We start from the raw sequence: 25,882 nt of genomic DNA on the forward strand, positions 1-25,882 counted from the left end.
CTCGATATGATGTCAGCGCCGCCCGCCGGACGTTACTCGTCAAAAATTGGCGCAAAGCCGCCATAGATCATCCGTTTTCCATCGAATGGCATTGACTCACCAAACTCTTTCATCCGTGGGTCAGACATCATCTTCGCGTTGGCGGCATCCCGCACTTCTTTAGATGGATACTCAATCCAGCTAAACACCACTTCTTCGCTCTCTTCGGCTTTCACCGCCATGCGAAAATCGGTGAGTTTGCCGTCGGGCACATCGTCGGCCCAGCATTCCACGACACGTAACGCACCGAATTCTTTAAACAACGGTGCCGCTTTTGCGGCTAACTGCTTGTATTCATCCTTTTTTGCTGCGGGTACAGCAACAACAAAACCATCAACATAATTCATTGTGAACCTCCACAGTGTGGGGAATACGGGTAGATAATTGCCACCCGTGATGATTACGATTGATAAGTTTAGTCGTTAAGAATGGACACTACCTGTTCATAATTTGAGCAGCATCTCATATTGGGTAATGGGATCCTGACGGTAGCCACTGCTCAGATAAAGAGGTGCCAATTGCTCAGGGATAGCTGTTGCGGTAAATAATCCAGGAAAACGCTCACGTAATAGCGTAAGCAATTTTTTCGCCTGCCCTTTGCCACGTGCCATCGGGTCAACATAGAGCATCCGTAATCTGGGCTTAGGGGTTGTGGCAACCATTGCGTATGCAGTGTCATTCAGAACGAATGCTTTACCCGGTAATTTATATAGCGTTTCAGGTGCGCTTAACCACGGCAGATTCAGGCTTTCGTCCATCATCATTTTTTTCGCCATCACTAGCGGGTCGATTTCCTGCAATTCGCCGGTTTCTGTAAACTGCGGCGACTGAATGGTATCAAACCCGACCAATGTCTGCTGGCGAACAAACCCCATACGTTCATACAGTGACACTCCATTCTCGTTGCCAACAATAACTTCCAGCCAAAAGTTACGGTCACCACGGGCTCGCGCACGATCAATTAACTCCTGCATGAACTGTTTGCCAAACCCCTGCCCACGCAATTCAGGACGAATCGCGAATGCAGCAAGGCGACAGCTCTGCCCACGCCGCGTGATGAGCGCCAGCGCTTTTGGCTCACCATTTTGCGTCCAGACTCGGCTGTCATTGAGACTGAGATCTTCAGCACTAAAACGTGACGCAAAAGTTTCACCATCAATAGTGAAAGGGACCAAATACCCTTCAAAACAGTGGGAAAGAATTTCAGCCAACTGATGGCTATTCCAGTGCGCCGCCGCGTTGCTGATTACCTTGCTATTCATCGCTACCTCATCCAATGGGGGTTTGGCTTCAACATTAGGGTACGACGGTCGGTTCAACCAGGTTTTTTTGTGCTCTGGGTACAGTACGGAACCATGGTAAACAGATCTGGATAAGCGGGCCGATTGCCAGCGCGTACAACACCGTACCCACACCAAATGTGCCTCCCATCAGCCAACCGGCCAGTAAAACCGTCAACTCAATCGCTGTTCGCACACTACGCACAGACCAGCCAGTACGGGCATTGATTCCAGTCATCAAGCCATCACGAGGGCCTGAGCCAAAACCCGCACCGATGTACATTCCGGTCGCAATGGCATTCACCAAAATAGCGGCAAAGAGCAAGAAGCTTCGTGCCACCAATGACTCAATCGGCGGCATTAATGCTAATGCCGCATCAGCTGCAAGCCCCAAAACAATCACGTTGCTTATCGTGCCCAATCCAGGTTTCTGGCGCAGCGGAATCCACAGCAACAACACCAGTGCGCCCACCACGATCATCACCATGCCAATATTCAAAGAGAAGATCCGCGCCACGCCGAGGTGAAACACGTTCCAGGGATCGGCGCCTAAATTGGCCCGCACAAACATCGCCGTGGAAACCCCATATAAAACCAGCCCGGTATAAAGTTGCAGCAAGCGACGAGCGATCATGTTATTCACCTCAGAATTCTTTCGTGGCTTTACTTTCAACCAAAATGGATATGATATTAAGGTCCAGTTATCAAAAAGTGGATTGCTATGGCACAGCGCAGAACAGGCTCATCATCACTGGTAAAATTGCTGGGTAACTGGCATCAGGATTTACCGCGTACCGCGGTTTATCGGCAACTGGCAGATGGATTACGGTTGTTGATTCTGGATGGGCGACTGCCACTTGATAGCCGCCTGCCGGGAGAACGTGAGTTGGCAACGGCCCTGGGCATTAGCCGAACTACAGTGGCAACTGCGCTGGCACAACTACGTGATGAGGGATATCTGGCAAGCCGCCAGGGTTCGGGTTCCGTCACTATGTTGCCTGAAGGCACGCAAACCGTTTCGCCATTACCTGGACGCACCACCACACTGGATCTTTCAACCGCAGCACTGTCTGCCGGGCCGGAAATTCATCAGGCTTATGCGAACGCCCTGATCGCGCTGCCGGAACATCTCGGCAGCACCGGATACAATCAACAAGGCTTGCCCGAATTACGTCAGGTGATTGCAAAGCGTTATGTCGAAAGAGGGTTGCCGACAACCGCTGAGCAAATCATGGTGGTCAATGGCGCGTTAAGCGGCTTTGGCCTGATTCTGCGGCTGCTGACGGGGCCTGGCGATCGCGTGGTTCTCGATAATCCCACTTACCCGATGGCACTTAGCGCAATCAAAGGTGCGTCGTGCCGCCCTGTTCCTGTGAGCCTGACCGAACACGGTTGGGACACCGAAGGATTAGCCGCCACCATTGCACAAACCTCGCCACGGCTGGCCTATTTGCTGGCGGACTTCCATAATCCCAGCGGGCTTTGTATGGATGCGCAAACCCGCGAGGCCATCGCAGAAATTGCCGCACGAACACGCACCACTATTGTGGCCGATGAAACCATGGTTGACCTGTGGTATGACGCTCCTCCACCGCCACCGCTGGCCGCGTTTGATCAGGCTGACAGAATTATCACGTTAGGTTCTGCCGGGAAAAGTTTTTGGGGCGGGCTGCGTTTAGGCTGGATACGCGCCGAGTCACGCACGATTGCCTCGCTGATTCAAATTCGCGATTCCTTAGATTTAGGGTCTCCCATTCTTGAACAGCTTGCCGCCATCAATCTGTTTAATGAGGCCGAAAACTTCCAGCCGCAACGCCGCGAAATGCTACGTCAGCAACGTGATGCCTGTGCGGAAGTCGTTAAAGAATTATTCCCGGACTGGAAAATGACGGTGATACCACAAGGTGGTTTATCCTGGTGGATTGAACTACCAAAACCACTGGCTACGGTTTTTGCGGCCAGTGCTGAGGCCATCGGCATTCGTATTGGTGCAGGGCCACGTTTTGGGTCAGAAGGCGCATTTGAGCGCTATTTACGTTTGCCATTCACACTTGAAGCTGCACAAATGCGTGTCGCTCTCGAAAGGTTAAAACCACTTTGGGATAATATGGCGCAGACTAGAAATGAGAGTTTGAGAAGATCTGTTGTTTAATTTTTTAAATTAATGGTTCACATTATTAAAATGTGAACCTCATTCCCTTTTCAAGATGATTAATAACCATCCGGCAGATCCTTATCAATGGATATCAGCTTGCCACTTTTCATCGTGATATATCCACCTTCTTTTAAATCGGCCAACACCCGGAATACATGAGTACGGGATAACTTAGTGCGACTTATAATAAAACTCGCCAAACCTTCGGTTTCATTTGGAAAAGCGAGGGAACGATAGAGATAACGGTAAAGCATAGGTTTAATGGTTTGGTAGCTGGTCAGTTGCTTTCTTTCCGCATGCAGATCTAGTGAAAAAATAGTCATAAAAATCAAAATTTTTGAGAGAGCCTGCATGCTCTCAGCGTTCTGAAAGAAAATCTCATCAAATTTCTCATAAGAGATTTCAACTACTTTCACGGACGTCATGCACTTATATTGAAAAATCAACATTGGGCAATACCGCTCCATCAAACCAATGGGCATATAGTCAATAGCATTACCAATAGTGAGTTCGTTTTCTGCATGTAAAATGGCCACTGAACCTTCAACAGGAATGTAAATAAAGCCGGGCGTTATGGCTAATTTATCTGTCGCGGCAAAAAGGAGTTCTTTGCCATTGCTGCGGACATCATTAACCTGGCTCTCTATATTCAGAGATTTATAATAAAGATGAATACTTTCAAAACTGGCGCCCATAACACATCCAAGATATATCATTAATTATTATAGTATAGCGCTATCAATAGAAAATGCCTGTACAAAATGAAGAGCGTAATTTCGTCAATATATCAAAACAAATCGTAGTCCCATATGGTACTACTTCCAGGTTAATTCATCCATTAAAATTGCCTGTGTTAATCCACAGGTTATTTAAATTATCGAAACATATCTTCTATCTTTTAGAATTTATTAATTTCTGAGGTTGAATTAATGAGATTGAATCTAATAGCCAACAGCCTGATTGCCGCGGGGTTACTGACGACACTGTCAGTTAACGCAGCAACTCCAGCGCCCACTAACGATGCGACACCTGCAACAAAACAAGCCAATGAAGCGCTTTATCAGCAGCTCCCGTTTTCTGATCACACCGATTTCGTGAATGCTCATAAAGGCTTTATCGCTGCACTGCCACAGGATGTGATAAAGGGCGAGCAAGGCAATGTTATCTGGAATCCACAGCAATACGCCTTTATTAAAGAGGGCGACAAAGCGCCAGCGACGGTTAATCCAAGCCTGTGGCGCCAGTCCCAGTTGATTAATATCAGCGGTCTGTTTGAAGTGACCGACGGTGTTTATCAGATTCGTAATCTCGACCTTTCTAATATGACCATCATTGAAGGTAAAACCGGGATTACCGTTGTCGACCCGCTGGTTTCTGCTGAAACCGCGAAAGCGGGCTTGGAACTGTATTACAAAAATCGCGGCAAAAAACCTATAGTGGCGGTGATTTTCACCCACAGCCACGTTGACCACTACGGCGGCGTGCGCGGCGTGGTTGATGAAGCCGATGTCAAAGCGGGCAAAGTGAAACTGTATGCTCCACAAGGCTTTATGGGCTCTGCCGTCGACGAAAACATTATGGCGGGTAACGCCATGAGCCGCCGCGCAAGTTACATGTACGGCAACTTGCTGCCAGCCAATGCTAAAGGCCAGGTGGGCGCGGGTCTGGGCACCACAACCTCTGCGGGTACCGTGACGCTGCTGGCACCAACCAACTACATCACGCATACCGGCCAGGAAGAAGTGATCGATGGTCTGACTTACGACTTTATGATGGCTCCGGGTTCTGAAGCGCCGTCGGAAATGCTGTGGTATGTCAAAGAGAAGAAAATGATCGAAGCGGCGGAGGATGTAACTCACACGCTGCATAACACCTATTCTCTGCGCGGCGCGAAAATCCGCGACCCGCTGGCTTGGTCTAAATACATTAATGCCGCGATTGACCGCTGGGGCAGCGATGCGGAAATTATTATCGCCCAGCACCACTGGCCGACCTGGGGCCAGGATAACGTCGTTAACCTGATGAAAGGTCAGCGCGATATGTATCGTTTCATCAACGATCAGACGTTGCGCATGGCAAACGAAGGTCTGACGCGCGATGAAATCGCCGCGAACTTCAAACTGCCACCGAAACTGGCGAAAACCTGGGCGAGTCGAGGTTATTACGGTTCGGTTAGTCACGATGTGAAAGCCACCTACGTGTTCTATCTCGGCTGGTTCGATGGCAACCCGGCAACCCTAGATGAACTGCCGCCGGAAGAATCCGCGAAGAAATTCGTTGAATACATGGGCGGTGCGGACAGCATTCTGCAAAAAGCGAAATCTGATTACAGCCAAGGGAATTACCGTTGGGTGGCGCAGGTCGTAAGCAAAGTGGTGTTTGCCGATCCAACCAACAAAACGGCCCGCAACCTCGAAGCCGATGCGCTGGAACAGATGGGGTATCAGGCAGAATCCGGCCCATGGCGTAACTTCTATCTGACGGGTGCGCAGGAATTGCGTAATGGCGTGATTAAAGGCCCTACGCCAAATACCGCCAGCCCGGATACCGTTCGTGCGATGACGCCAGAAATGTTCTTCGATTACATGGCTGTCCATGTCAACGGTGAGAAAGCGGCGAATGCCCACGCGGTGCTGAACTTCAACTTCGGCGACCAGGGCGGGAAGTACAAACTGGAACTGGAAAACGGGGTGCTTAACCACACGCCAAATTCAGAAGCCAGCAACGCTGACGCAACGATCAATCTTTCCCGCGATACGCTCAACCGTATTATTTTGAAAGAAGAAACATTGCAGCAGGCGAAAGATAAAGGTGATGTGAAAATCACGGGTGATGCAGGCAAACTAGATGAAGTGCTGGGCTATATGGACAAGTTTAACTTCTGGTTCAATATCGTTACGCCATAAGCCAGATACATAATTACGCTTTATCCCTGATGCTCTGTGACTCAAGTTGCAGGGCATTTTTTTGTTTTGTGTTTTTTTTGAGTGTGGCGAAGTAGAACAGAGACAGGCATAAGCATGTTGAAATTTTACATGCGCCAGAATTGGGTGGGGGCCCTGCCAGCTACATCCCGGCACACACGTCATCTGCTGCGGCTGCTTCCTTCCGGACCTGACCGAATTCACAAATTAGTGTTGCGGGAGAACCAACAGGGCCCCCATTGAGAGCGCTAGTTACCTAACGCGCTGGCGCATTATCCACGTTGCCCTATGCAATTGCAAGCAAGGTGCGGTCAGGTGTTGCTTTCTTGCGCACCCGCTGTTTTCCTTCCCTGTTTGATCATCGCCGATTATCCTAAACCCTGGCTGTTTTGGAGTTTGCTATGGACAACGATTCATTCCCGCAACGTGTTTACCAAATTATCGCCGCTATACCTGAAGGGGTTGTCACAACGTATGGTGACGTAGCACGCCTGGCGGGATCACCGCGTGCAGCAAGGCAAGTGGGAGGAGTACTCAAACGGTTACCCGAAGGCAGTAAACTGCCCTGGCACCGAGTGGTCAACCGTCATGGACAGATATCTCTGACTGGCCCGGATTTGCAACGCCAACGGCAAGCCCTGCTTTCAGAAGGCATTATGGTTTCTGGAGATGGATATATAGATATGGAACGTTATCGCTGGAATTACTAAAGAGCGCCTCCGTAGAGGCGCTTAAACATCACAATCAGAACTGCGTTGGCGCAGGAACCGCTGAAGAAGGGTTCACCTGAGTCGGTGATGTTGAAGGCACTGTTGTTACCGCCCCGCCATTCGTCTGAACTGGAACCGCGGTTTGCTGAACAGGAACCAGTGTCAAATCCACTTTTGTTCCGCCCTGATTAACAGCCGGTTGAATGGTATCGGTGATAAACATCAGTTTATCGTTCACGGTAATGGCCGCACTCAGGATAATGCGCGCGTTCGGCTGTATATCAGCCGGGTTATACGGCAGCACAAAACTGAATGGCGACTGCTTCCCTTCGGTACGCACCGCTTTTTGCGCTAACACTTTTGACGGAGCATCCGCCAAAGAGGCATCAGACAACGTAACAGTGAGCACCGCATCAGGCGGCAATGCAACTTTTTGACGAATCCAGACCGTACCGGAAACGTTAGGCTGTCTAATATCAGACTGCGCCGTTGCCGCTGCCGATGAGGTCGTTGCAGCAGGTGCAGGCGTTGGGATATCAGCGCTTTTCTGCGCGCATCCCGCCATTGCTAAGGCAATGGCTAAACCACTTAACGTGTGCACAAGTTTCATTGATTTGTTCTCCTTATTATCAATGCACCAGCAGGCCACGGGCCTACAAGTAATGAGTGGTTAAACATGCTTATCATGCTAAGTGTGGCACATATCACTGATTTCTGCCCAAAACCGAAACACATCATCAGGTCGGGCCAGCGGGTGGAGAATGTTGGAAACCTGTTATAATCAGGCCAATTGCACGATTTTATTTTTTTACTGAGGACACTTTATGAGTCAGGCGCTCAGCAATTTGTTGGCATTACTCAATCTGGAAAAGATTGAAGAAGGTATTTTTCGTGGCCAGAGCGAGGACTTAGGTTTACGTCAGGTATTCGGTGGACAAGTCGTTGGCCAGGCGTTATATGCCGCTAAAGAAACCGTGCCGGTTGACCGTCTTGTGCACTCATTCCACAGTTACTTTTTGCGCCCGGGCGATAGCCAAAAACCGATTGTTTATGATGTGGAAACTCTGCGCGACGGCAATAGTTTCAGTGCTCGCCGCGTGGCAGCGATTCAGAATGGCAAACCGATTTTCTACATGACAGCTTCTTTCCAGGCGCCCGAGCCGGGGTTTGAACATCAAAAAACCATGCCTACAGCCCCTGCCCCGGAAAACCTGAAATCTGAAACTGAAATCGCCATGGCGTTTGAAAAGCTTCTCCCTCAGACGCTCAAAGAGAAGTTTCTGTGTGAAAAGCCGCTGGAGATTCGCCCGGTGGTGTTCCATAACCCAATGCAGGGCCACGTCGATGAACCTGTACGCCAGGTTTGGATGCGGGCAAATGGTCAGATGCCAGCCGATTTGCGCATCCAACAATCTTTACTGGGTTATGCCTCAGACTTCAACTTCCTGCCAGTAGCCCTCCAGCCTCACGGCGTAGGTTTCCTGGAGCCGGGTATGCAGGTTGCCACCATCGATCACTCAATGTGGTTCCATCGTCCGTTCGATATGAATGACTGGTTACTGTATAGCGTGGAAAGTACGTCAGCTTCGAGCGCACGTGGTTTTGTACGCGGTGAGTTTTATTCACGCGATGGCGTTCTTGTGGCGTCAACGGTGCAGGAAGGCGTGATGCGCAAGCGCGGTTGAGATTGTGCCAGTTGACGCGACATTGAACCGACTTATGGTTTTGTCCGGGTTAATCTTGAAAGCATAAAAAAAGCGGAGCCTGTGCTCCGCTATTTTATTTAATGTCTTACTTATGCGTTGTAAGCATTTTCGCCGTGGCTGTTCACATCCAGACCTTCGCGCTCATGCTCTTCAGGTACACGCAGGCCCACAGTCAGGTCGGCAACTTTGAAGCCGATGAATGCGACTACCGCAGACCACAGAATCGTCACACCGATACTTTCTAACTGCACCAGCACTTGATGGCCCATAGTCACGCCTTCTGCGTAGCCTACACCGCCAAGGGATGGAGCGGCGAAGATACCTGTCATGATGCAACCAACGATACCGCACACGCCATGGACGCCGAACACATCGCAAGGGTCATCTACACGCAGCCATTTTTTCAGCAGCGTCACGCCCCACAAGCCAGCCAGACCAGCAACGATACCGATAATCAATGCACCGCCGACACCAACATAACCACAGGCAGGAGTAATACCAACCAGACCTGCGATAGCACCGGAACATGCACCCAGCAAAGATGGTTTGCCGCGCAATGCCCACTCGCCAAATACCCAACCGAGTACCGCAGCCGCTGTTGCAACAACAGTATTCACAAAGGCCAATGCAGCAATTTCATTAGCAGCGCTTGCAGAGCCTGCGTTGAAGCCGAACCAACCGAAATAGAGAATTGCTGTACCGGTAAATACCATCGGCAGGTTGTGCGGTTTGAAGGCTTCTTTACCATAACCCACACGTTTGCCAATCAGGTATGCACCCACCAGGCCTGCTACTGCGGCGTTGATGTGAACCACTGTACCGCCTGCGAAGTCCATTGCGCCATGCGTCGCCAGCAGACCACCACCCCATACCATATGTGCAATCGGCAGGTATGAAAGCGTCAGCCAAATTACGACAAAGATAAGTACAGCCGAGAAGCGAATACGTTCAGCCAGTGCACCAACAATCAGGCCAACAGTGATACAGGCGAAGGAGCCCTGGAACGCAACATGAATATATTGGTAGAAAGAACCAGTCAGCGCGGTGAGCTGGATGTTCTTCAACATTACCCAATCGAAGTTACCGAAGAAGTTACCACCAGCACCGAAGGTTAATGAGTAGCCGTAAACCACCCACAGTACACAAACCAACGCAAACGTAACCGTAATCTGAGTCAGCATTGACAGCACGTTTTTAGAGCGAATCAGGCCGCCGTAAAACAGTGCCAGCCCAGGAATTGTCATAAACAGCACCAATGCGGTGCTAATCATCATAAAGGCGTTGTCTGCTTTATCGACTACAGCCGGTGCCGCGAGGGCAATTGATGGCGCAAGTGCCAGGGCTACAACGCCTAAGATAGAGGCTAATTTTTTCATTTTTTCCATCCCTTCACGAGTGGCAAGACGATTACAGTGCAGCTTCGTCGGCTTCGCCGGTACGAATGCGGACGACTCGTTGCAACTCAGCAACGAAAATTTTGCCATCGCCGATCTTGCCGGTATAGGCAGCTTTGCTAATGACATCAATAACTTCATCGAGTTGATCATCGGCAATTGCCACATCAATTTTCACTTTAGGCAGGAAATTGACGCTGTACTCAGCACCGCGGTACAACTCTGCATGACCCTTTTGACGACCAAAGCCTTTCACTTCAGTCACGGTCAGCCCTTGAATACCGATTGAAGACAATGCTTCACGAACGTCTTCGAGTTTGAACGGTTTGATCACCACGGTAACCAGCTTCATAGATCCCCTCCAGTCAGAATTGGGTAATTGCCTCTGCGATACGAATTAGATAAAGCAAAGGTCATGCCAAATTTGAAAAAGAGGTTATTTCAGCGCGCTAAGCTGCGCAAAATGGGGATTTTCAGGAGTGAAATTACGATGACTGGGATTAAGAAAGTTCTTAGAGAATAAAAACGCACCATTTTAGTGCATGGTGCGTTTCGCTTCTGCACCAATGGTGATAACCATTGGCTTTATGCGTGATTTTGGTGCATTACGCGGTTGCGGGTTCTTCACGCGTGGCGGCGGCTAATTCTTCACCAGCCAGTTGCAGTTGGTACATTTGCCAGTAACGCCCTTGTGCAGCCAGCAATTCGCTATGTGTGCCACGCTCGACAGCTTGCCCGCGGTGCAGCACCAGAATCGTGTCGGCATCGGTAATAGTCGATAAGCGGTGCGCGATAACGACCAGCGTGGTGTGCTCACGGACGGCTGCCAGTGCTTGTTGGATTGCCTGCTCGGTGCCAGAGTCGATATTTGCGGTTGCTTCATCAAGGATCAGAATCTGCGGAGCATCCACCAGCACCCGAGCCAGCGCCAGTAGCTGTTTCTGGCCGACGGACAAATTATTACCCTGCTCGCCCAGGCGTGTATGAATTCCATCAGCCATGGTTCGAGCAAGTTCCGCAAGCTGCACCGTCTCCAGCGCTTGCCAGACGGCATCTTCGCTGATGTCACGCCCAAGCGTAACGTTGGCAAAGAAAGAATCCGCCAACACCACGGGGTCTTGCTGAACCATTGCAACACCCTGGCGCAGCACGCGATGACTCAAGGTATCAAGCGGGCGACCATCCAGGCGGATTTCACCGTTGGTGAGTGGGTAATAACCCATCAGCAAGTTAGCAAGAGTGCTTTTCCCGCTGCCTGTGTGCCCCACCAACGCCACAAAACTGCGCGCAGGAACATCCAGATTAATGTCCTGCAATACCAGGCGATCGCCGCGATAAGCAAAAGAGACGTTATCGACTTCGATATGGCCGCTCTCCAGCGGGCGGTCGTCGTTGCCGTAATCCTGGCGCTTACCGTCCATTAGCTCGAATACTCGCTCACCTGCAACCACCGCCTGTTGCAGCATGGATTGTTGGGTGGTGAGTTCGATTAATGGCTCATTAAGACGCCCGAGGTAGTTGATAAATGCGTATAACACGCCAACTTCAATGGTGCCAACCGAGGTAAAACCAAACAGCATCAACAAGCCACACAACACCATTGCAGAGAACAGACTAAGCAACGGGCGCAGTAAAAAGCCATCAAGGCGCAGAGTCTGCATTCGCGCCATGTAGTGCGAGCGGCTCGCGGCATTCATACGCTCGCCAAAACGGGCCTGCTGGCGGAACTGCTGGATAACGCTCATGCCGTTGATGACTTCGTTGAAGCCATCGTTGATATCGGCCAGATAACTACGAACGCGGCGCACAATCGGGGTGCTGTATCGCTGATAAATAAACATCACGATAATCACTGCCGGGAAGATGCAAATCGCCACCATCGCCATGCGCCAGTCGAGTGTGAACATCGCCACCAGCATCGCACCAATCAATGCCGCACTACGTAATACGGTGGCTACAACCGTCACATAGAGATCGCGGATCACTTCGGTATCGTTGGTGACGCGAGAGATCAACTGCCCAACCGGTTGGGTATCAAAAGTGCTTAATGGCTGGCGCAATGCAGCATCCATTACATCAGTACGTAATTTTTGCACTACGCCAACGGCTGCCTGGTTAAACAGCAATGCCTGCCAGTAGTGCAGGCCCGCAGCAGAAATCGACAGTAGCAAATACGCAGTCGCAAGCCCTGCCACAGCGGCAACCGGCAACCGATGTTCAGACACCATATTATCGATGAAATAACTCACCAGAATAGGACCAGTCACTTCAGCAGCCGCCGCAATCCACAGCATCACAACCGCTCCCGCGAGCGGTTTACGCCACGGTGAGCCGTAGGCCAGCAAGCGTTTGATAGTTGGCCACTGCTTGATTGCCTTACGCATTGGCGGATTCCTCGTCTGGCGTTGCTTCTGGCGCATCATCCAGCGCCGCTTCCAATTGTTGATAGCGATACATATCGCGATACCAACCAGGCTTACCCACCAGCGCATCGTGATTACCACGCTCCACCACCTGGCCGTGTTGCATTACCAGAATTTCACTGGCTTCGGTCAGCGCCGACAAACGGTGCGCACTGATGATAACCGTGCGGTTTTCGCCCCACTGGCGCAGGTTATGAAGAATTTGGTGTTCTGTACGCCCATCAACTGCAGAAAGTGCATCATCGAGAATTAAAATTTCTGCATCGAGCAACAATGCTCGCGCAATCGAAAGACGCTGTTTCTGGCCACCGGAAAGCATCACGCCCCGCTCGCCGACTTCAGTTTCATAGCCTTGTGGCAGACGTAAAATATCTTCGTGCACGCTGGCAAGCCTTGCGACGTGTTCGATCTCTTCCTGCGTGGCACCAGGTTTACCCAGCGCGATGTTGCTGCCAACGGTGTCGGAAAACAGGAATGGCGTTTGGTTGACTACCGCCAGGCGGCTACGCCATGAGTCGAGCTGCATCTGTGCCAATGGGATTCCGTGGAAGCAAATCTCGCCCTGGTCGATATCAAAATGGCGCTGGATAAGCGACAGAATAGTAGTTTTCCCAGCACCCGTTGGCCCGCACAGGCCAAGCATTTCGCCCGGTTTCAGGGTAAACGAAACGTTCTCAAGAGTCGGTCGTGCCGTTTGCGGGTAGTGGAACGCCTGAATATTGGCTTCCACCGTGCCGCGCCCGGCAGGCACTTCTTGCTCGCCATCTTTCACTGAAGGCGCTTCCTCCAACATGCTGCGAATACGGCTGTACGCTGCGCTGCCACGCTCAACAATGTTGAACATCCACGCCAGCGCCAGCATCGGCCAAATCATCAGGCCGAGGTACATCACAAAGCTGGTGAGTTGTCCAAGCGTCAGCGTGCCCTGAATTACCATCCAACTGCCGCCGCCAATCGCAAGCAGGTTTGCTGTGCCAATAGTGATATAAATCGTTGGGTCAAAACGCGCATCTACGCGGGCAACTTTCATATTCTTCGCACCGGCATCTTTTGCTTCGGCGGCAAACAACGCAGACTGCCTGTCTTCGAGCCCGAATGCTTTGATCATGCGGATGCTGGACAGGCTTTCCTGAGTGCGGTCATTGAGCGTGGAAAATGCAGCCTGTGCCAGTTTGAATCGCTGGTGTAACTGGTCGCCGTAACGTTTGATAACCAATGCCATAACCGGCATCGGCAATAGCGCAAGCAGCGTTAATTCCCAGCTGATTTGCGTCGACATCACAATCAACACCGCGCAGCCCATCACGAGTGAATCCACCAGCGTTAATACGCCCTCACCTGCGGCAAATACCACACGGTCGACATCGTTTGTTGCGCGCGCCATTAAATCACCGGTGCGGTGACGCAGGTAAAATTCGGGGTGCTGGCGGCTCAGTTGACGGTAGTAATCTTCGCGCAGTTCAACGGCGAGTTGATAAGACGCACCGAATAACAGTACGCGCCAGACGTAACGCAGCATGTAGACAACCACCGCGATAACCAGCATGACGCCAATCCACATCAACACGTCGGTGCCTGAAAGCGTCTGTTGGGTAACACCATCGACAATCACGCCCACCAGTTTTGGCGGCACAAGCTGCAAGATGGCAATGATAATAAGCAAGGCAACCGCCCCGAGATAGCGTCGCCACTCACGGGTGAAGTACCAGCTTAATTGAGCAAATAATCGCACGCAGTCAGATTCCTGAGATATCGTCTGCCGATGCATGGCAGAAATTGAAGGCCGGGAGCGCGGGACTTAGCGCTCTAAAGGCAAAGCCGTGGTGTATTTTATCTGTTCCATGGCGAAACTCGAAGTCACATCGGTTAAACCTGGAATGCCGTTCACCAGCCGTTTGTAAAAATCGTCATACCGTTTCATATCTTCTACCTGCACACGCATCAGGTAGTCATACTCGCCAGCCATACGCCAAAACCCCAACACTTCGGGCATTTCCGCAACGACCGAAACAAATTTGCAGTACCACTCACTACTGTGTTGTTGAGTTTTGATAAGCACAAAAGCCGTCAGCCCAAGGCCGAGTTTTTCCGGGTCTAGTAATGCTACTTTTGCCCGGATAACACCGTCGTCTTCAAGACGTTTCAGGCGCTTCCAGCAGGGTGTGGTGGTCAGATTAACGGCATCCGCGAGAGCCTGCAAAGAGAGGGTGCAGTCGTTTTGCAGCAAGGATAGCAGCTTACGGTCAATTTTATCTAACATGGCAGTATCCAGGAGAAAATTTTTCTCCATTGAATCGCCAATGAAGGCTAAAAGGCAACTTTTTTATCTTCCATTTGCATTACTCTAAGCACAAATAGACAAACGGACATCACTATGACCAGTACCTGGGTAAACCACGCGATTAGCGAAATTAATGCCGACTACCAACGCTCTGCCGACACACATTTGATTCGCCTGGCGCTACCTGGTTTTCCCGGTATTCAGCTCTATCTGAAAGATGAAAGCACACACCCAACGGGTAGCCTCAAGCATCGTCTTGCTCGCTCGTTGTTTCTGTATGGTTTGTGTAACGGCTGGATTAAAGAAGGTACGACGATCATTGAAGCGTCTTCCGGTTCAACTGCGGTTTCTGAAGCCTATTTTGCCCGTTTGTTAGGTTTACCGTTTATTGCCGTCATGCCCGCCTGCACCGCCAAACGGAAAGTAGAGCAAATTGAATTTTACGGTGGCCGCTGCCATTTCGTAGAGAGCGCATGCGAAATTTACGCGGCCTCCGAAATGCTGGAGCGTGAGTTGAATGGCCATTATATGGACCAGTTCACGTACGCCGAACGTGCGACAGACTGGCGCGGTAACAACAATATTGCCGACAGTATTTTCCGCCAAATGGAACATGAGCCTCACCCGGTGCCAGATTATATTGTAATGAGCGCGGGCACTGGCGGTACATCGGCGACCATCGGGCGTTACTTGCGCTACCAGGGTCACCCAACAAAACTGACCGTAGTCGATCCGCAAAACTCTGTATTTATGGATTACTGGCAGAATCGTGATTGCAGTTTGCGCAGTGCCATTGGCAGCAAAATTGAAGGGATTGGTCGTCCACGCTGCGAACCGTCGTTTATCCCGGATGTCATTGACGAAATGATGCGCGTGCCAGATACCGCAAGCATTGCAACTATGCAGTGGCTGGAAACGATTCTCGGCCGCAAAGTTGGCGCATCAACTGGCACAAATATGTGGGGTGTTCTGCAATTGGCTGCACGCATGCGCACTGAAGGCCGCACGGGTTCAATTGTGACACTGCTTTGTGACAGTGGTGAGCGCTATCTCGAAACCTATTACAACGCAGAATGGGTGAAAGCGAATATTGGTGATGTGCTGCCAGCCCGAGCGGAAATCGAAAAGCTGCTTGAAAGATAACGAAAAAAAGCCGGGCAAACGCCCGGCCGGCTTAATGCCTTATCATTCGGGGGAATAAGTGAGGTTTGGTGTATCTAGCCAATGCGTCAAATAATGAGAAACAGCCTGTTTATTGCAGTGCCCAATAACAGGTAAATGCGGTAAATCTTCTTTCAGTTGCGCCATTGCGTTGCCCATGATCAAACCATGACCCACGCTTGAGAGCATTTCGCGATCGTTCATCGCGTCGCCAAATGCCATACAATCTTTCATCGTTAAACCCAGGTGCTGGCTCAATACATTGAGCGCAGAGCCTTTATTGCAGCCAATCGGTAACACTTCCAGGCAATCTACTGCCGAGAAACATAAGAATGCCCGCCCGCCCAAAGCCTCATCCAACTGAACTTTCAAACGAACAAGATCCTCGTGAGGAGCGCAGAAACAAATTTTGGTGACTTCATCGGACGGGAGGCGTTTGACGTCGACAATTTTCGGGCTAAAACCACTATAAACGTGAGCATTCAACATTTCGCCGACTTCATATTGGGTGAGCCAACCGGTGTCATTAAACACATGCAGACTCGCCTGAGTGTCCCACTGCCCGTGGATAACCATTTCCGCCGCCTCAGGAGATAGATCCTGGCGATGCAGAAGATCGCCCTGCGTTGAGTGAATACGCGTGCCGTTGCCGGTAATCAAAAACGCTTCAAGGGAGAGTTTGCTCAGCACATGACGCATTTCCAGCACATGGCGGCCCGTGGCAAACGCGAGGGTTATCTGGCGTTCATCCCGCAGACGGTTAAGAGTACGCACGGTTTCTTCACCCAAAAGATGATTGGGCATTAACAGCGTACCATCCATATCAAATGCAGCCAGACGAGCCATGTTTACTCCGATTTGTGACGACTAAAACACTGAGGGCAGTATCGCCTGGCATATACGGAACTAATAGTGAATACTTTCTGAAAATTGTTCCGGGTTTATACCAATGCGACTGTTAAACCGATTAAACCAATTTCAACGCTTATGGCAGCCTTCGGCGGGAGAACCGCAGCAAGTGACGGTAGCTGAACTCGCGGCGCGCTGCTTTTGCAGTGAGCGCCATGTACGAACGCTGCTTAATCAACTTGAAGATGCGGGTTGGCTGACATGGCATGCCCAGTCTGGGCGCGGTAAACGCGGAACATTGAGTTTTCTGGTGACTCCAGAAAGCGTGCGTTCCGGAATGATGGAACAAGTACTCCATAAAGGGCAGCACCAGAATGCGCTAGAGCTTGCGCAAATCGCCCCTGAACAGCTGCGCCAATTGCTGCAACCGTTCCTTGGAGGGCAATGGCAAAACGATACGCCGACTTTACGTATTCCCTACTATCGCCCATTAGAACCGTTGCAACCGGGGTTCCTGCCTGGTCGTGCCGAACAGCACCTCGCGGGCCAGGTGTTTGCCGGGCTCACCCGATTCACCTCGAACTGCGCGGCACCGCAGCCCGATCTGGCTCACCACTGGCAAGTCTCCGAAGATGGCCTCAGTTGGTACTTTTTCATTCGCTCGACACTGCACTGGCATAATGGCGAACCGGTGGAAACCACGCAGTTACAGCAACGGCTGATGATGTTATTGACGCTCCCTGCGATGCGACGTTTGTTCATCAGCGTGAAGAGCATTGAGCTTGCCCATACGCAATGTATCCGCTTTGTATTGCATACTCCCGATTACTGGCTGGCGCATCGGCTGGCGAGTTATTGCAGCCGCCTGGCGCATCCTGAAGATACCCAAATCGGCTGTGGGCCATTTCGCATCAACAGCTTTAAAGAGAACCTGGTGCGTATCGAGAGTTTTGAGTATTACCACCTCAGCCACCCGCTGCTCAAAGCAGTAGAGTTCTGGATTACCCCGCAATTGTTCGACACCGAACTGGGCACCAGTTGCCGCCATCCGGTGCAAATCGCCATTGGTCAGCAAGACGAGTTGGTTCATCTACGTCCTGTCAGCAATAGCATTAGTCTTGGGTTTTGCTATCTGGCGGTAAAACAAAACGGCAATTTAACACCAGAACAGGCACGCTTCCTGATGCAAATCATTCAGCAGCAGCAGTTGATTGAAAGCCTTCCGGTCGATGAGTCGCTGATCACCCCAAGCAGCGAGATGATCCCTGGCTGGAAACTCCCCGAATGGCCATTGTCCAAATCGATAACGCTGCCGCCGCAATTAACGTTGATTTATCATTTGCCCGTTGAGTTGCACGTCATGGCGCAGCAGCTTAAAACACATCTGGCTGATTTGGGTTGCGAGCTCACACTGATATTTCATGATGCGAAAAACTGGGCAGGATGTGAGGCGTTGGCTGAGGCCGATTTAATGATGGGTGACCGTCTGATTGGCGAAGCACCTGTCTACACGCTGGAGCAGTGGTTACGCAGCGATGTGCTGTGGCCTGCGGTGCTTACTGAAAGCCAGTACACCCATTTGCAGGCAACGCTCGACCGCGTACAAATCCATCCGGATGAACACGCGCGCAGCACCGGTTTGCAGGAGGTATTCAGCGCACTAATGCGCGATGCGATAGTCTCACCGCTGTTTAATTACCGCTACCAAATCAGCGCGCCGCCGGGTGTCAACGGCATTGAGCTCAACGCCTGGGGCTGGTTCGATTTTACCCAGGCGTGGATACCGCCACCAACGATGGCGTGAAGAAGCTGGGCAGCTATCTGCCCACGAGTTACCATAGGTTTTTAGCTGTTTAACAGGATTACTCATGAAACGTGCAGTTGTCGTCTTTAGTGGTGGCCAGGATTCCACAACCTGCCTGATTCAGGCATTACAGCAGTATGATGAAGTCCACTGTGTGACATTTGATTATGGCCAGCGCCACCGTGCTGAGATTGACGTTGCTCGTGAACTGGCGCTGAAACTGGGTGCGCGTGCGCATAAAGTGCTGGATGTAACGCTATTGAATGAACTGGCTGTCAGCAGCCTGACGCGCGATAGCATTCCGGTACCAGGATACGATCCCGAAGAAAAAGGTATTCCAAGCACTTTTGTTCCAGGACGCAATATTCTGTTCCTGACGCTGACGGCGATTTACGCTTATCAGGTTGAGGCCGAAGCGGTGATCACCGGTGTTTGTGAAACGGATTTCTCCGGTTACCCGGATTGTCGTGATGAATTCGTAAAAGCTCTGAATCATGCCGTAAGTCTTGGTATGGCTCGCGATATTCGCTTCGAAACACCACTGATGTGGCTCGATAAAGCAGAAACATGGGCGTTGGCGGATTACTGGCAGCAACTGGATCTGGTGCGTAGCGAAACGCTGACCTGCTATAACGGCATTAAAGGCGACGGCTGTGGCGAATGTGCCGCCTGCAACCTGCGTTCTAACGGGCTTAACCATTTCCTGGCGGATAAACCTGGGGTAATGGCAGCAATGAAAAAGAAAACTGGCCTGAAATAAATATTAGTGGGCGTGGTCCGCTAATTGCCACGCCCCTTTATCGACTTGATTACTCCATCATTTGAACTAACTTCTCGCGCAGTTCCCCTTCCAGTGGAACCGACTTCTGAGTTTTCAAATCGATACAAACGAAAGTCAGTAACGCATCTGCGACGATCTCACCTTCTGGTTCAAGTTTAACCACCTGGCTCAAAACACCGCTTTTACCATTGAGTTGTTGTAACGAACTCTCAATACGTAGCAAATCACCAAGCACCGCCGGACGACGATAATTGATGTTGATATTCACCACGATGAAGGCGATGTTGTGCTCTGTCATCCATTGGAATCCTGCCGCATTTTCCAGCCCTTCCCAGCGGGCTTCTTCGAGAAACTCAAGGTAGCGGGCATTGTTAACATGCTGATAGAAATCAAGATGGTAACCCCGAACTTTGATTTGTGTTTGCATAGCGCTAAAACCCTTTCACTGTAGTTTTAATATTCAGGTGAGGTAACAGGCCACACCAAACTGGTATGACCTGTTATTTAGCATAGCAAACTTTCCCGCCTGCGCGAGCAAGGAGCACTAAGCGTTAAAGCTTAATGTGAGACAGATTACGTTCTACCAATGCACTGCCAATCCCTGGTACCTCTTGCAATTGTTCCAGTGCCTTGAATGGGCCGTACTCTTCCCGGTAACTCACTATCGACTGCGCCTTTTTCAAGCCAACACCATTCATTGCTTTTGCTAAAGCTTCTGCGCTCGCCGTGTTAATACTTACCACGCCATCATCAGCATCGCTCGATTTAGCGGTTGCAACGGGGGTTTCAGGGGTTTTATCGCTGCGCTGTTGAGCTTGGGCCGTATCATTTTTGACAGCAACTGGGGCAGCCAAAGCCTGAGTGCAGATGCTTGTACCAATAAATGCCACGGCAATGCACACTGCTTGTATTCCACTTTTGATTCCTGTTTTCATGCTGTTCCTCCTTGTGTGTTGACAGCGAAGCCACCTTACCGAGGAAAAAAAACAGCTACAAATGGCAATCTTCAAATGTGGAAAAGGCCGCGAAAGCGGCCTTTGAATGTTGCAGAGCATTGCAGTTAACTGCGAGAAACCTCGAGGTTAATTACTGCTGTTCGATGCTGTCACCCATCTTAATTTTCGCTTCTTTGCGCAAGTTGGTCATCAGCGCTTCGAAAGTGATCTGGGCGTTGTTCTGGGTGATACCCTGAACCATCGCTTTTTTCTGTTCTGCCGGCATGTCACCAGGTTTAACTTGATCCAGAGCTAACAGAACCACATTACCCTGCATGTCATTTGCCACGCCGTAGGCTGGCTTATCTTTTGCTGGTAATGGCAGATTAAAGGCAGCCTGACTGATTGGGTCCTGGCCAGTACGGGTCAGCGTTTTCGCTTCACCGAAGCTCAAGCCAGCGGCTTTCATAGCTTCATCGCCTTTACCCAGCTTCAGCGCATTCAGCAGCTTGTCTGCATCCAGCTTAGCTTGTTGCTCAGCTTTCTGATGTTTAACCTGCGCGATAACTTGCTCGCGAACTTCAGCTAACGGTTTGATAGCTTCAGCTTTGTGCTCAGCGACACGAATAACAAACGCACGATCACCATCTACTGTAATGATGTCGGAGTTCATACCCGGAGCACCATTCGCACCGACCAGACCACCATTGAAAATAGCATCTGAAACAGGTTTGAAGTTCAGCTCAGCAGGTAAGTTGTCGTGGCCAAACCAACCGGTCTCGACAGCTTTAACACCAGCGACTTTCTCAGCACTTGCCAGAGATTCGTTGTCATTGCTCGCCGCATCGCTAACTTTCTGCTGCAACGCGTAGTAAGCATCAACTGCTTTCTCTTGCTTCACTTTCGTAGCAATGGCGTCTTTTACTTCTGCCAATGGTTTAGTTTGCGCAGGTTGAATGTCATCAAGACGAACAACCAGGAAGCCAACAGAAGATTTGATCACACCAGAAAGCTGGCCTTTGTCTTTCAGACCGGCATTTTTCAGCTCATCAGGTGTAGTGCCTGGTTCAAGCCAACCCATGTCACCACCGTTACGGGCGGAAATAATGTCAGCTGATTTTTCTTTTGCCAGAGCAGCAAAATCACCGCCTTTGCTCAGTTCATCAAGAATCGCTTTAGCTTCGGCTTCAGTTTTAGTCTGAATCACGCTGTAACGGTTACGTTGAGGCTGAGTGAACTCGTCCTGATGCTGGTCGTAGTAAGCCTGAATATCTGTATCGGCTATTTCAACATTCTGAGAAGCCGCATCAAGCATGATGTAGCTTACTTTGAACTGCTCAGGGGCAATGTAGTTGTTTTTGTTCTGCTCATAGCTGGAGTTGATTTCCTGCTCGGAAACTTCCTGCTTCGCAGCCAGTGCGTTTACATCAATTGTGGCTTCACGAACCACACGTTGCTGCGACACCAGGGCTGCCAGTTCGTCAGTTTCACCCGCCAGCATGAAATCAGTACCCACAACGGCATTAATCAGCTGCTGAGTGGTAAGTTGATTACGCAGTGCCTGAGCGTATTGATCCGCAGTCATACCCATGTTGCCGATAATCGCGGTATAACGCGCGTTATCGAATTTGCCGTCGTTCTGGAATGCGGGTTCTTTAAAGATGGCTTGTTTGATTTGTTCGTCGCTGATGCCAAGACCAAGATGTTTGGCGTATTGGTCCATTAACGCTTCATCAATCATGCGCGACAGCACCTGTTGGCGCATCTGCTTCATGTAGCCTTCATTGCCGGCTAGCACAGAGAACTGTTCGCCAAGCTGTTGCTGCTGGCGATTACGCTCACTGGCAACAGCATTTTCAAACTGACCACGGCTGATTTCCTGGCCATTCACTTTTGCGGCGTAGTTGGCACTACCGCCAATCAGGTAGCCACTCACGCCAGTCAAAATGAATGACACGATAATGATCCCGAAAATTATCTTGATTACGAGGCTGTTTGCCGCCGTACGTAAATTGTCCATCATGGTGTAACAACACTCCACTGTAGTGTGAATGGTAAACCCAGCGCAGTCGCTAAATGGGCATCCCTGAATATGCGTACTGCTGTGCCGCTGCGTGCAAGCGGGTATTGTGACAAGAAAACGGGTTCAAATCATCAAACATGCGCAAAATTAGCCATCAGGCATAAAAAAAGGCACATCTAACGATGCGCCCTGACCTAACTTTACTAGCCTTGCCCTGTATAACCATCATTCTTCAAGCTGTAGGGGCGTTGGCTGTACTCACTTACCCAAATCACTTACTGAAGTAAGCTCATCGGGATAAGCTCTCTGGCCGCCTACCTGCAACTCGAATGCTAACGGGTATTAGCTAGCGATAAATCAGTTAACTGCTTCTTTCAACGCTTTACCAGCACGGAAACCTGGTACTTTTGCAGCAGCGATAGTGATTTCTTTGCCTGTCTGAGGGTTACGGCCTGTACGGGCAGCACGGTCTTTAACAGCAAATGTACCAAAGCCAACCAATGCAACTTCTTCCCCAGATTTCAGAGAGTCGGTAACAGCAGCAATCACAGCATCTAATGCACGTCCAGCCGCAGCTTTAGAAATATCAGCATCGGCGGCAATTTTGTCTATCAGTTGAGATTTATTCACTCTTCTCTTCCTCTCTTTATAATTTATATCGCACCAGTATCCTTCAAAGTGCGACCGCGCAGCAGTTATATCAGGCCTGTCATGCCCTTACAACACCCGTTGTTAATGGCATGCATCGCCAGCGATCTAAAGTAGCGATACAAAAAAAAGCTGGCAAGTGACAATTCACCAGCCAGCTCTGATTTTATTAACCGAATATGCGTCAGGTCACTATTTTGCGGTCACAACCTGCATTCCGTAAGGTTCGTTCTGTAATGCAAGGGTCAGAACTTCCTCAATGCGCTTCACCGGATGAATATCCAGGTCGGCGAGAACGTTGTCAGGAATCTCTTCCAGATCGCGTTTATTTTCATCCGGAATCAGAACCGTTTTGATACCGCCACGGTGTGCCGCCAGCAATTTTTCTTTCAAACCACCGATTGGCAGAACCTGACCACGCAAGGTGATTTCACCGGTCATAGCAACATCTGCACGAACAGGGTTCCCTGTCAGGCAAGATACCAGCGCAGTACACATCGCAATACCCGCACTTGGGCCATCTTTCGGCGTCGCACCTTCTGGCACGTGAACGTGGATATCACGTTTTTCATAGAAATCAGCATTGATGCCTAATTTCTCTGCACGGGCGCGCACTACGGTCAGTGCAGCCTGGATAGACTCTTGCATAACTTCACCCAGAGAACCGGTGTAAGTCAGCTTGCCTTTGCCCGGCACACATGCGGTTTCGATAGTCAGCAGATCGCCACCCACTTCGGTCCACGCAAGACCAGTTACCTGGCCCACACGGTTTTCGCTGTCAGCACGACCATAGTCAAAGCGCTGAACGCCGAGGAAATCTTTCAGATTGTCGCCGTTAATGGTGATGTGCTTGAGCGATTTATCCAGCAGCAGCTGTTTGACCGCTTTACGGCACAGTTTGGAGATTTCACGCTCCAGACTACGCACGCCCGCTTCACGAGTGTAGTAACGAATAATGCCGCTTATAGCACTATCCTCAACCGTGATCTCACCTTTCTTCAGCGCATTGCGTTCAATCTGCTTGGTCAACAGATGCTGTTTGGCAATGTTCAGCTTCTCATCTTCGGTGTAACCGGAAAGACGAATAACTTCCATACGGTCCAGCAGCGGTGCCGGAATGTTCATGGAGTTAGAGGTTGCCACGAACATCACGTCGCTGAGATCGTAATCCACTTCCAGATAGTGGTCGTTAAACGCCACGTTCTGTTCTGGATCAAGGACTTCCAGAAGAGCAGATGCCGGATCGCCACGCATGTCTGAAGACATTTTGTCGATTTCATCCAACAGGAATAATGGGTTTTTAACGCCCACTTTCGCCATTTTCTGAATCAGTTTGCCTGGCATAGAACCGATGTATGTACGACGGTGACCGCGAATTTCCGCTTCATCACGCACGCCGCCCAAAGCCATGCGCACGTATTTACGTCCGGTCGCACGTGCGATGGACTGACCCAGAGAGGTTTTACCTACACCAGGAGGCCCAACCAGGCACAGGATTGGACCTTTGAGCTTGTTAACGCGACTCTGGACTGCGAGGTATTCCAGGATACGATCTTTCACGCGCTCAAGGCCGTAATGATCGGTATCGAGGACTTCCTGCGCCTGACGCAGATCTTTTTTCACTTTGCTGCGCGCATTCCACGGTACCTGCACCATCCAATCGATGTAGCCACGAACCACTGTTGCTTCCGCAGACATTGGCGACATCATTTTCAGTTTTTGCAGTTCCGCTTCGGTTTTTTCACGCGCTTCTTTCGGCATTTTAGCCGCGTCGATTTTGCGTTTTAGCGCTTCGTTTTCATCTGGCGTGTCGTCCATTTCGCCGAGTTCTTTCTGAATGGCTTTCATTTGCTCGTTCAGATAGTACTCACGCTGGCTCTTTTCCATCTGCTTTTTAACGCGGTTGCGAATACGTTTCTCAACCTGCAGCAGATCGATTTCTGACTCCATCATGGCCATCAGATATTCAAGACGTTCGTTAATATCGGACATCTCAAGAACTGACTGTTTATCAGTCAGTTTCAACGGCATATGTGCAGCAATGGTGTCAGCCAGACGAGCAGGATCGTCAATGCTGTTCAGCGATGTCAGCACTTCTGGCGGGATTTTTTTGTTCAGTTTGATGTAGCCTTCAAACTGACCAATTGCGGTGCGCACCAGCACTTCCTGTTCGCGCTCTTCGATAGCTGGCGAATTCAGGTACTCAGCCTGCGCTGAGAAATGGTCACCGTTGTCAGAAAGCGTGGTGATACGCGCACGCTGTAAACCCTCAACCAGCACTTTTACCGTGCCGTCTGGCAGTTTCAGCATTTGCAAAATGGATGCGACGGTTCCCACTGAGAACAGGTCATTGACACCTGGCTCATCTGTCGAGGCTTCTTTCTGCGCCACCAGCATGATTTTTTTATCATGATCCATGGCCGCTTCCAGGCAACGAATGGATTTTTCTCGCCCGACAAACAGTGGAATTACCATGTGCGGATAAACCACCACATCGCGCAATGGCAATACGGGGATTTCAATGCGTTCAGAACGCTCAGGATTCATAGAGCTCTCTCTTAGTTAAGGTCCGCCTGGTGATGGGGCGATGTCCTCTGTTTATACCTTAAATCTTTCAATTTGCAGGAAGGCGTAAACAACGCACCTGCACTTGAAGGATGACAGGAATCATGGCATCACCAACAAGTAATTCAGTATATGGGGATGTTTCCCGAGCATTCAATGCCAGGAATGAAGGAAAAGCAAAAGGGGGATATAAATCCCCCTTTT

23 protein-coding genes and 1 other RNA gene are annotated in these 25,882 nt (G+C 50.4%); 7 read left to right on the forward strand and 17 right to left on the reverse strand.

Features of this window, described 5'->3' with window-relative positions; all coding sequences use genetic code 11:
• Positions 1-32: 32 nt before the first annotated feature.
• The 3 genes from LVQ77_RS08120 to yczE form a co-directional block, all read right to left on the reverse strand.
• A complete protein-coding gene (locus tag LVQ77_RS08120) occupies positions 33-386 on the reverse strand; it encodes a DUF1428 domain-containing protein (RefSeq protein WP_232904157.1) in 354 nt (117 codons plus the stop codon).
• 96 nt (positions 387-482) lie between these two features.
• On the reverse strand, positions 483-1,301 hold the full coding sequence (locus LVQ77_RS08125; RefSeq protein WP_232904158.1) for a GNAT family N-acetyltransferase: 819 nt from the start codon (positions 1,299-1,301) through the stop codon (positions 483-485).
• A 34-nt stretch (positions 1,302-1,335) separates the two neighbouring features.
• Positions 1,336-1,950 carry a membrane protein YczE gene (yczE, locus tag LVQ77_RS08130; protein WP_232904226.1) on the reverse strand — a complete coding sequence of 205 codons (615 nt, stop codon included), beginning with the start codon at positions 1,948-1,950 and terminating at the stop codon, positions 1,336-1,338.
• Positions 1,951-2,040: 90 nt separating this feature from the next.
• Here yczE and yczR point away from each other — a divergent pair, with 90 nt between their 5' ends.
• Positions 2,041-3,471, forward strand: coding sequence for a MocR-like transcription factor YczR (yczR, locus tag LVQ77_RS08135; protein ID WP_232904159.1), 1,431 nt, complete (start codon positions 2,041-2,043; stop codon positions 3,469-3,471).
• Between the two features lie 59 nt (positions 3,472-3,530).
• On the opposite strand, the gene LVQ77_RS08140 is transcribed toward yczR, so the two are convergent.
• Complete coding sequence (locus LVQ77_RS08140; protein ID WP_232904160.1) at positions 3,531-4,169, reverse strand: helix-turn-helix domain-containing protein; 639 nt, start codon at positions 4,167-4,169, stop codon at positions 3,531-3,533.
• Between the two features lie 234 nt (positions 4,170-4,403).
• Here LVQ77_RS08140 and LVQ77_RS08145 point away from each other — a divergent pair, with 234 nt between their 5' ends.
• Positions 4,404-6,380 carry an alkyl/aryl-sulfatase gene (locus tag LVQ77_RS08145; RefSeq protein WP_232904161.1) on the forward strand — a complete coding sequence of 659 codons (1,977 nt, stop codon included), beginning with the start codon at positions 4,404-4,406 and terminating at the stop codon, positions 6,378-6,380.
• A 151-nt stretch (positions 6,381-6,531) separates the two neighbouring features.
• On the opposite strand, the gene ffs is transcribed toward LVQ77_RS08145, so the two are convergent.
• Positions 6,532-6,628: signal recognition particle sRNA small type (gene ffs / locus LVQ77_RS08150), an RNA gene on the reverse strand.
• A 171-nt stretch (positions 6,629-6,799) separates the two neighbouring features.
• Between ffs and LVQ77_RS08155 the strand changes: the two genes are divergently transcribed.
• Positions 6,800-7,108, forward strand: coding sequence for an MGMT family protein (locus tag LVQ77_RS08155; protein ID WP_232904162.1), 309 nt, complete (start codon positions 6,800-6,802; stop codon positions 7,106-7,108).
• Between the two features lie 34 nt (positions 7,109-7,142).
• On the opposite strand, the gene LVQ77_RS08160 is transcribed toward LVQ77_RS08155, so the two are convergent.
• Positions 7,143-7,718 carry a YbaY family lipoprotein gene (locus LVQ77_RS08160; protein ID WP_232904163.1) on the reverse strand — a complete coding sequence of 192 codons (576 nt, stop codon included), beginning with the start codon at positions 7,716-7,718 and terminating at the stop codon, positions 7,143-7,145.
• A gap of 214 nt (positions 7,719-7,932) precedes the next feature.
• Here LVQ77_RS08160 and tesB point away from each other — a divergent pair, with 214 nt between their 5' ends.
• Positions 7,933-8,793, forward strand: a complete 861-nt coding sequence (tesB, locus tag LVQ77_RS08165; protein ID WP_151994752.1) for an acyl-CoA thioesterase II — start codon at positions 7,933-7,935, stop codon at positions 8,791-8,793.
• 110 nt (positions 8,794-8,903) lie between these two features.
• Here tesB and amtB read toward each other — a convergent pair whose 3' ends face one another.
• The 5 genes from amtB to LVQ77_RS08190 all read right to left on the reverse strand — a co-directional run bounded on the left by amtB (position 8,904) and on the right by LVQ77_RS08190 (position 14,891).
• Entirely contained in the window at positions 8,904-10,190 is a 1,287-nt protein-coding gene (amtB, locus tag LVQ77_RS08170; protein ID WP_151994751.1) for an ammonium transporter AmtB, read from the reverse strand.
• Between the two features lie 31 nt (positions 10,191-10,221).
• Complete coding sequence (glnK, locus tag LVQ77_RS08175) at positions 10,222-10,560, reverse strand: P-II family nitrogen regulator (protein ID WP_034458018.1); 339 nt, start codon at positions 10,558-10,560, stop codon at positions 10,222-10,224.
• Between the two features lie 253 nt (positions 10,561-10,813).
• Positions 10,814-12,592, reverse strand: a complete 1,779-nt coding sequence (locus tag LVQ77_RS08180; protein ID WP_232904227.1) for a SmdB family multidrug efflux ABC transporter permease/ATP-binding protein — start codon at positions 12,590-12,592, stop codon at positions 10,814-10,816.
• A complete protein-coding gene (locus LVQ77_RS08185) occupies positions 12,585-14,363 on the reverse strand; it encodes a SmdA family multidrug ABC transporter permease/ATP-binding protein (RefSeq protein WP_232904164.1) in 1,779 nt (592 codons plus the stop codon). The genes LVQ77_RS08180 and LVQ77_RS08185 overlap by 8 nt, the downstream gene beginning before the upstream one ends.
• A 66-nt stretch (positions 14,364-14,429) precedes the next feature.
• On the reverse strand, positions 14,430-14,891 hold the full coding sequence (locus LVQ77_RS08190; protein WP_064516763.1) for an Lrp/AsnC family transcriptional regulator: 462 nt from the start codon (positions 14,889-14,891) through the stop codon (positions 14,430-14,432).
• 114 nt (positions 14,892-15,005) lie between these two features.
• Here LVQ77_RS08190 and LVQ77_RS08195 point away from each other — a divergent pair, with 114 nt between their 5' ends.
• The gene (locus LVQ77_RS08195) at positions 15,006-16,055 is read left to right on the forward strand and encodes a PLP-dependent cysteine synthase family protein (RefSeq protein WP_151994748.1); all 1,050 of its coding nucleotides are present in this window, start codon (positions 15,006-15,008) and stop codon (positions 16,053-16,055) included.
• A gap of 42 nt (positions 16,056-16,097) precedes the next feature.
• Here the strand turns inward: LVQ77_RS08195 and cof are convergent, their stop codons facing one another.
• Positions 16,098-16,919, reverse strand: coding sequence for an HMP-PP phosphatase (gene cof, locus LVQ77_RS08200; protein WP_232864116.1), 822 nt, complete (start codon positions 16,917-16,919; stop codon positions 16,098-16,100).
• Positions 16,920-17,022: 103 nt separating this feature from the next.
• Here cof and LVQ77_RS08205 point away from each other — a divergent pair, with 103 nt between their 5' ends.
• Entirely contained in the window at positions 17,023-18,726 is a 1,704-nt protein-coding gene (locus tag LVQ77_RS08205) for an SgrR family transcriptional regulator (protein ID WP_232864115.1), read from the forward strand.
• 64 nt (positions 18,727-18,790) lie between these two features.
• Entirely contained in the window at positions 18,791-19,486 is a 696-nt protein-coding gene (gene queC, locus LVQ77_RS08210; RefSeq protein WP_232904165.1) for a 7-cyano-7-deazaguanine synthase QueC, read from the forward strand.
• A gap of 49 nt (positions 19,487-19,535) precedes the next feature.
• Here queC and LVQ77_RS08215 read toward each other — a convergent pair whose 3' ends face one another.
• The 5 genes from LVQ77_RS08215 to lon form a co-directional block, all read right to left on the reverse strand.
• Complete coding sequence (locus tag LVQ77_RS08215) at positions 19,536-19,934, reverse strand: YbgC/FadM family acyl-CoA thioesterase (protein WP_151994744.1); 399 nt, start codon at positions 19,932-19,934, stop codon at positions 19,536-19,538.
• Positions 19,935-20,058: 124 nt separating this feature from the next.
• A complete protein-coding gene (locus tag LVQ77_RS08220) occupies positions 20,059-20,430 on the reverse strand; it encodes a helix-hairpin-helix domain-containing protein (protein WP_232904228.1) in 372 nt (123 codons plus the stop codon).
• A 163-nt stretch (positions 20,431-20,593) separates the two neighbouring features.
• Positions 20,594-22,465 (reverse strand): peptidylprolyl isomerase, encoded by a 1,872-nt coding sequence (gene ppiD / locus LVQ77_RS08225; RefSeq protein ID WP_232904166.1) that lies wholly within the window; start codon positions 22,463-22,465, stop codon positions 20,594-20,596.
• Between the two features lie 357 nt (positions 22,466-22,822).
• Positions 22,823-23,095 carry a nucleoid-associated protein HU-beta gene (hupB, locus tag LVQ77_RS08230; protein WP_151994742.1) on the reverse strand — a complete coding sequence of 91 codons (273 nt, stop codon included), beginning with the start codon at positions 23,093-23,095 and terminating at the stop codon, positions 22,823-22,825.
• 210 nt (positions 23,096-23,305) lie between these two features.
• Complete coding sequence (gene lon, locus LVQ77_RS08235; protein ID WP_151994741.1) at positions 23,306-25,660, reverse strand: endopeptidase La; 2,355 nt, start codon at positions 25,658-25,660, stop codon at positions 23,306-23,308.
• Positions 25,661-25,882: the final 222 nt, after the last annotated feature.

The sequence above is a fragment of the Buttiauxella cochleicola genome, assembly GCF_021282435.1.
GTDB classification, from domain to species: Bacteria; Pseudomonadota; Gammaproteobacteria; order Enterobacterales; family Enterobacteriaceae; genus Buttiauxella; species Buttiauxella massiliensis.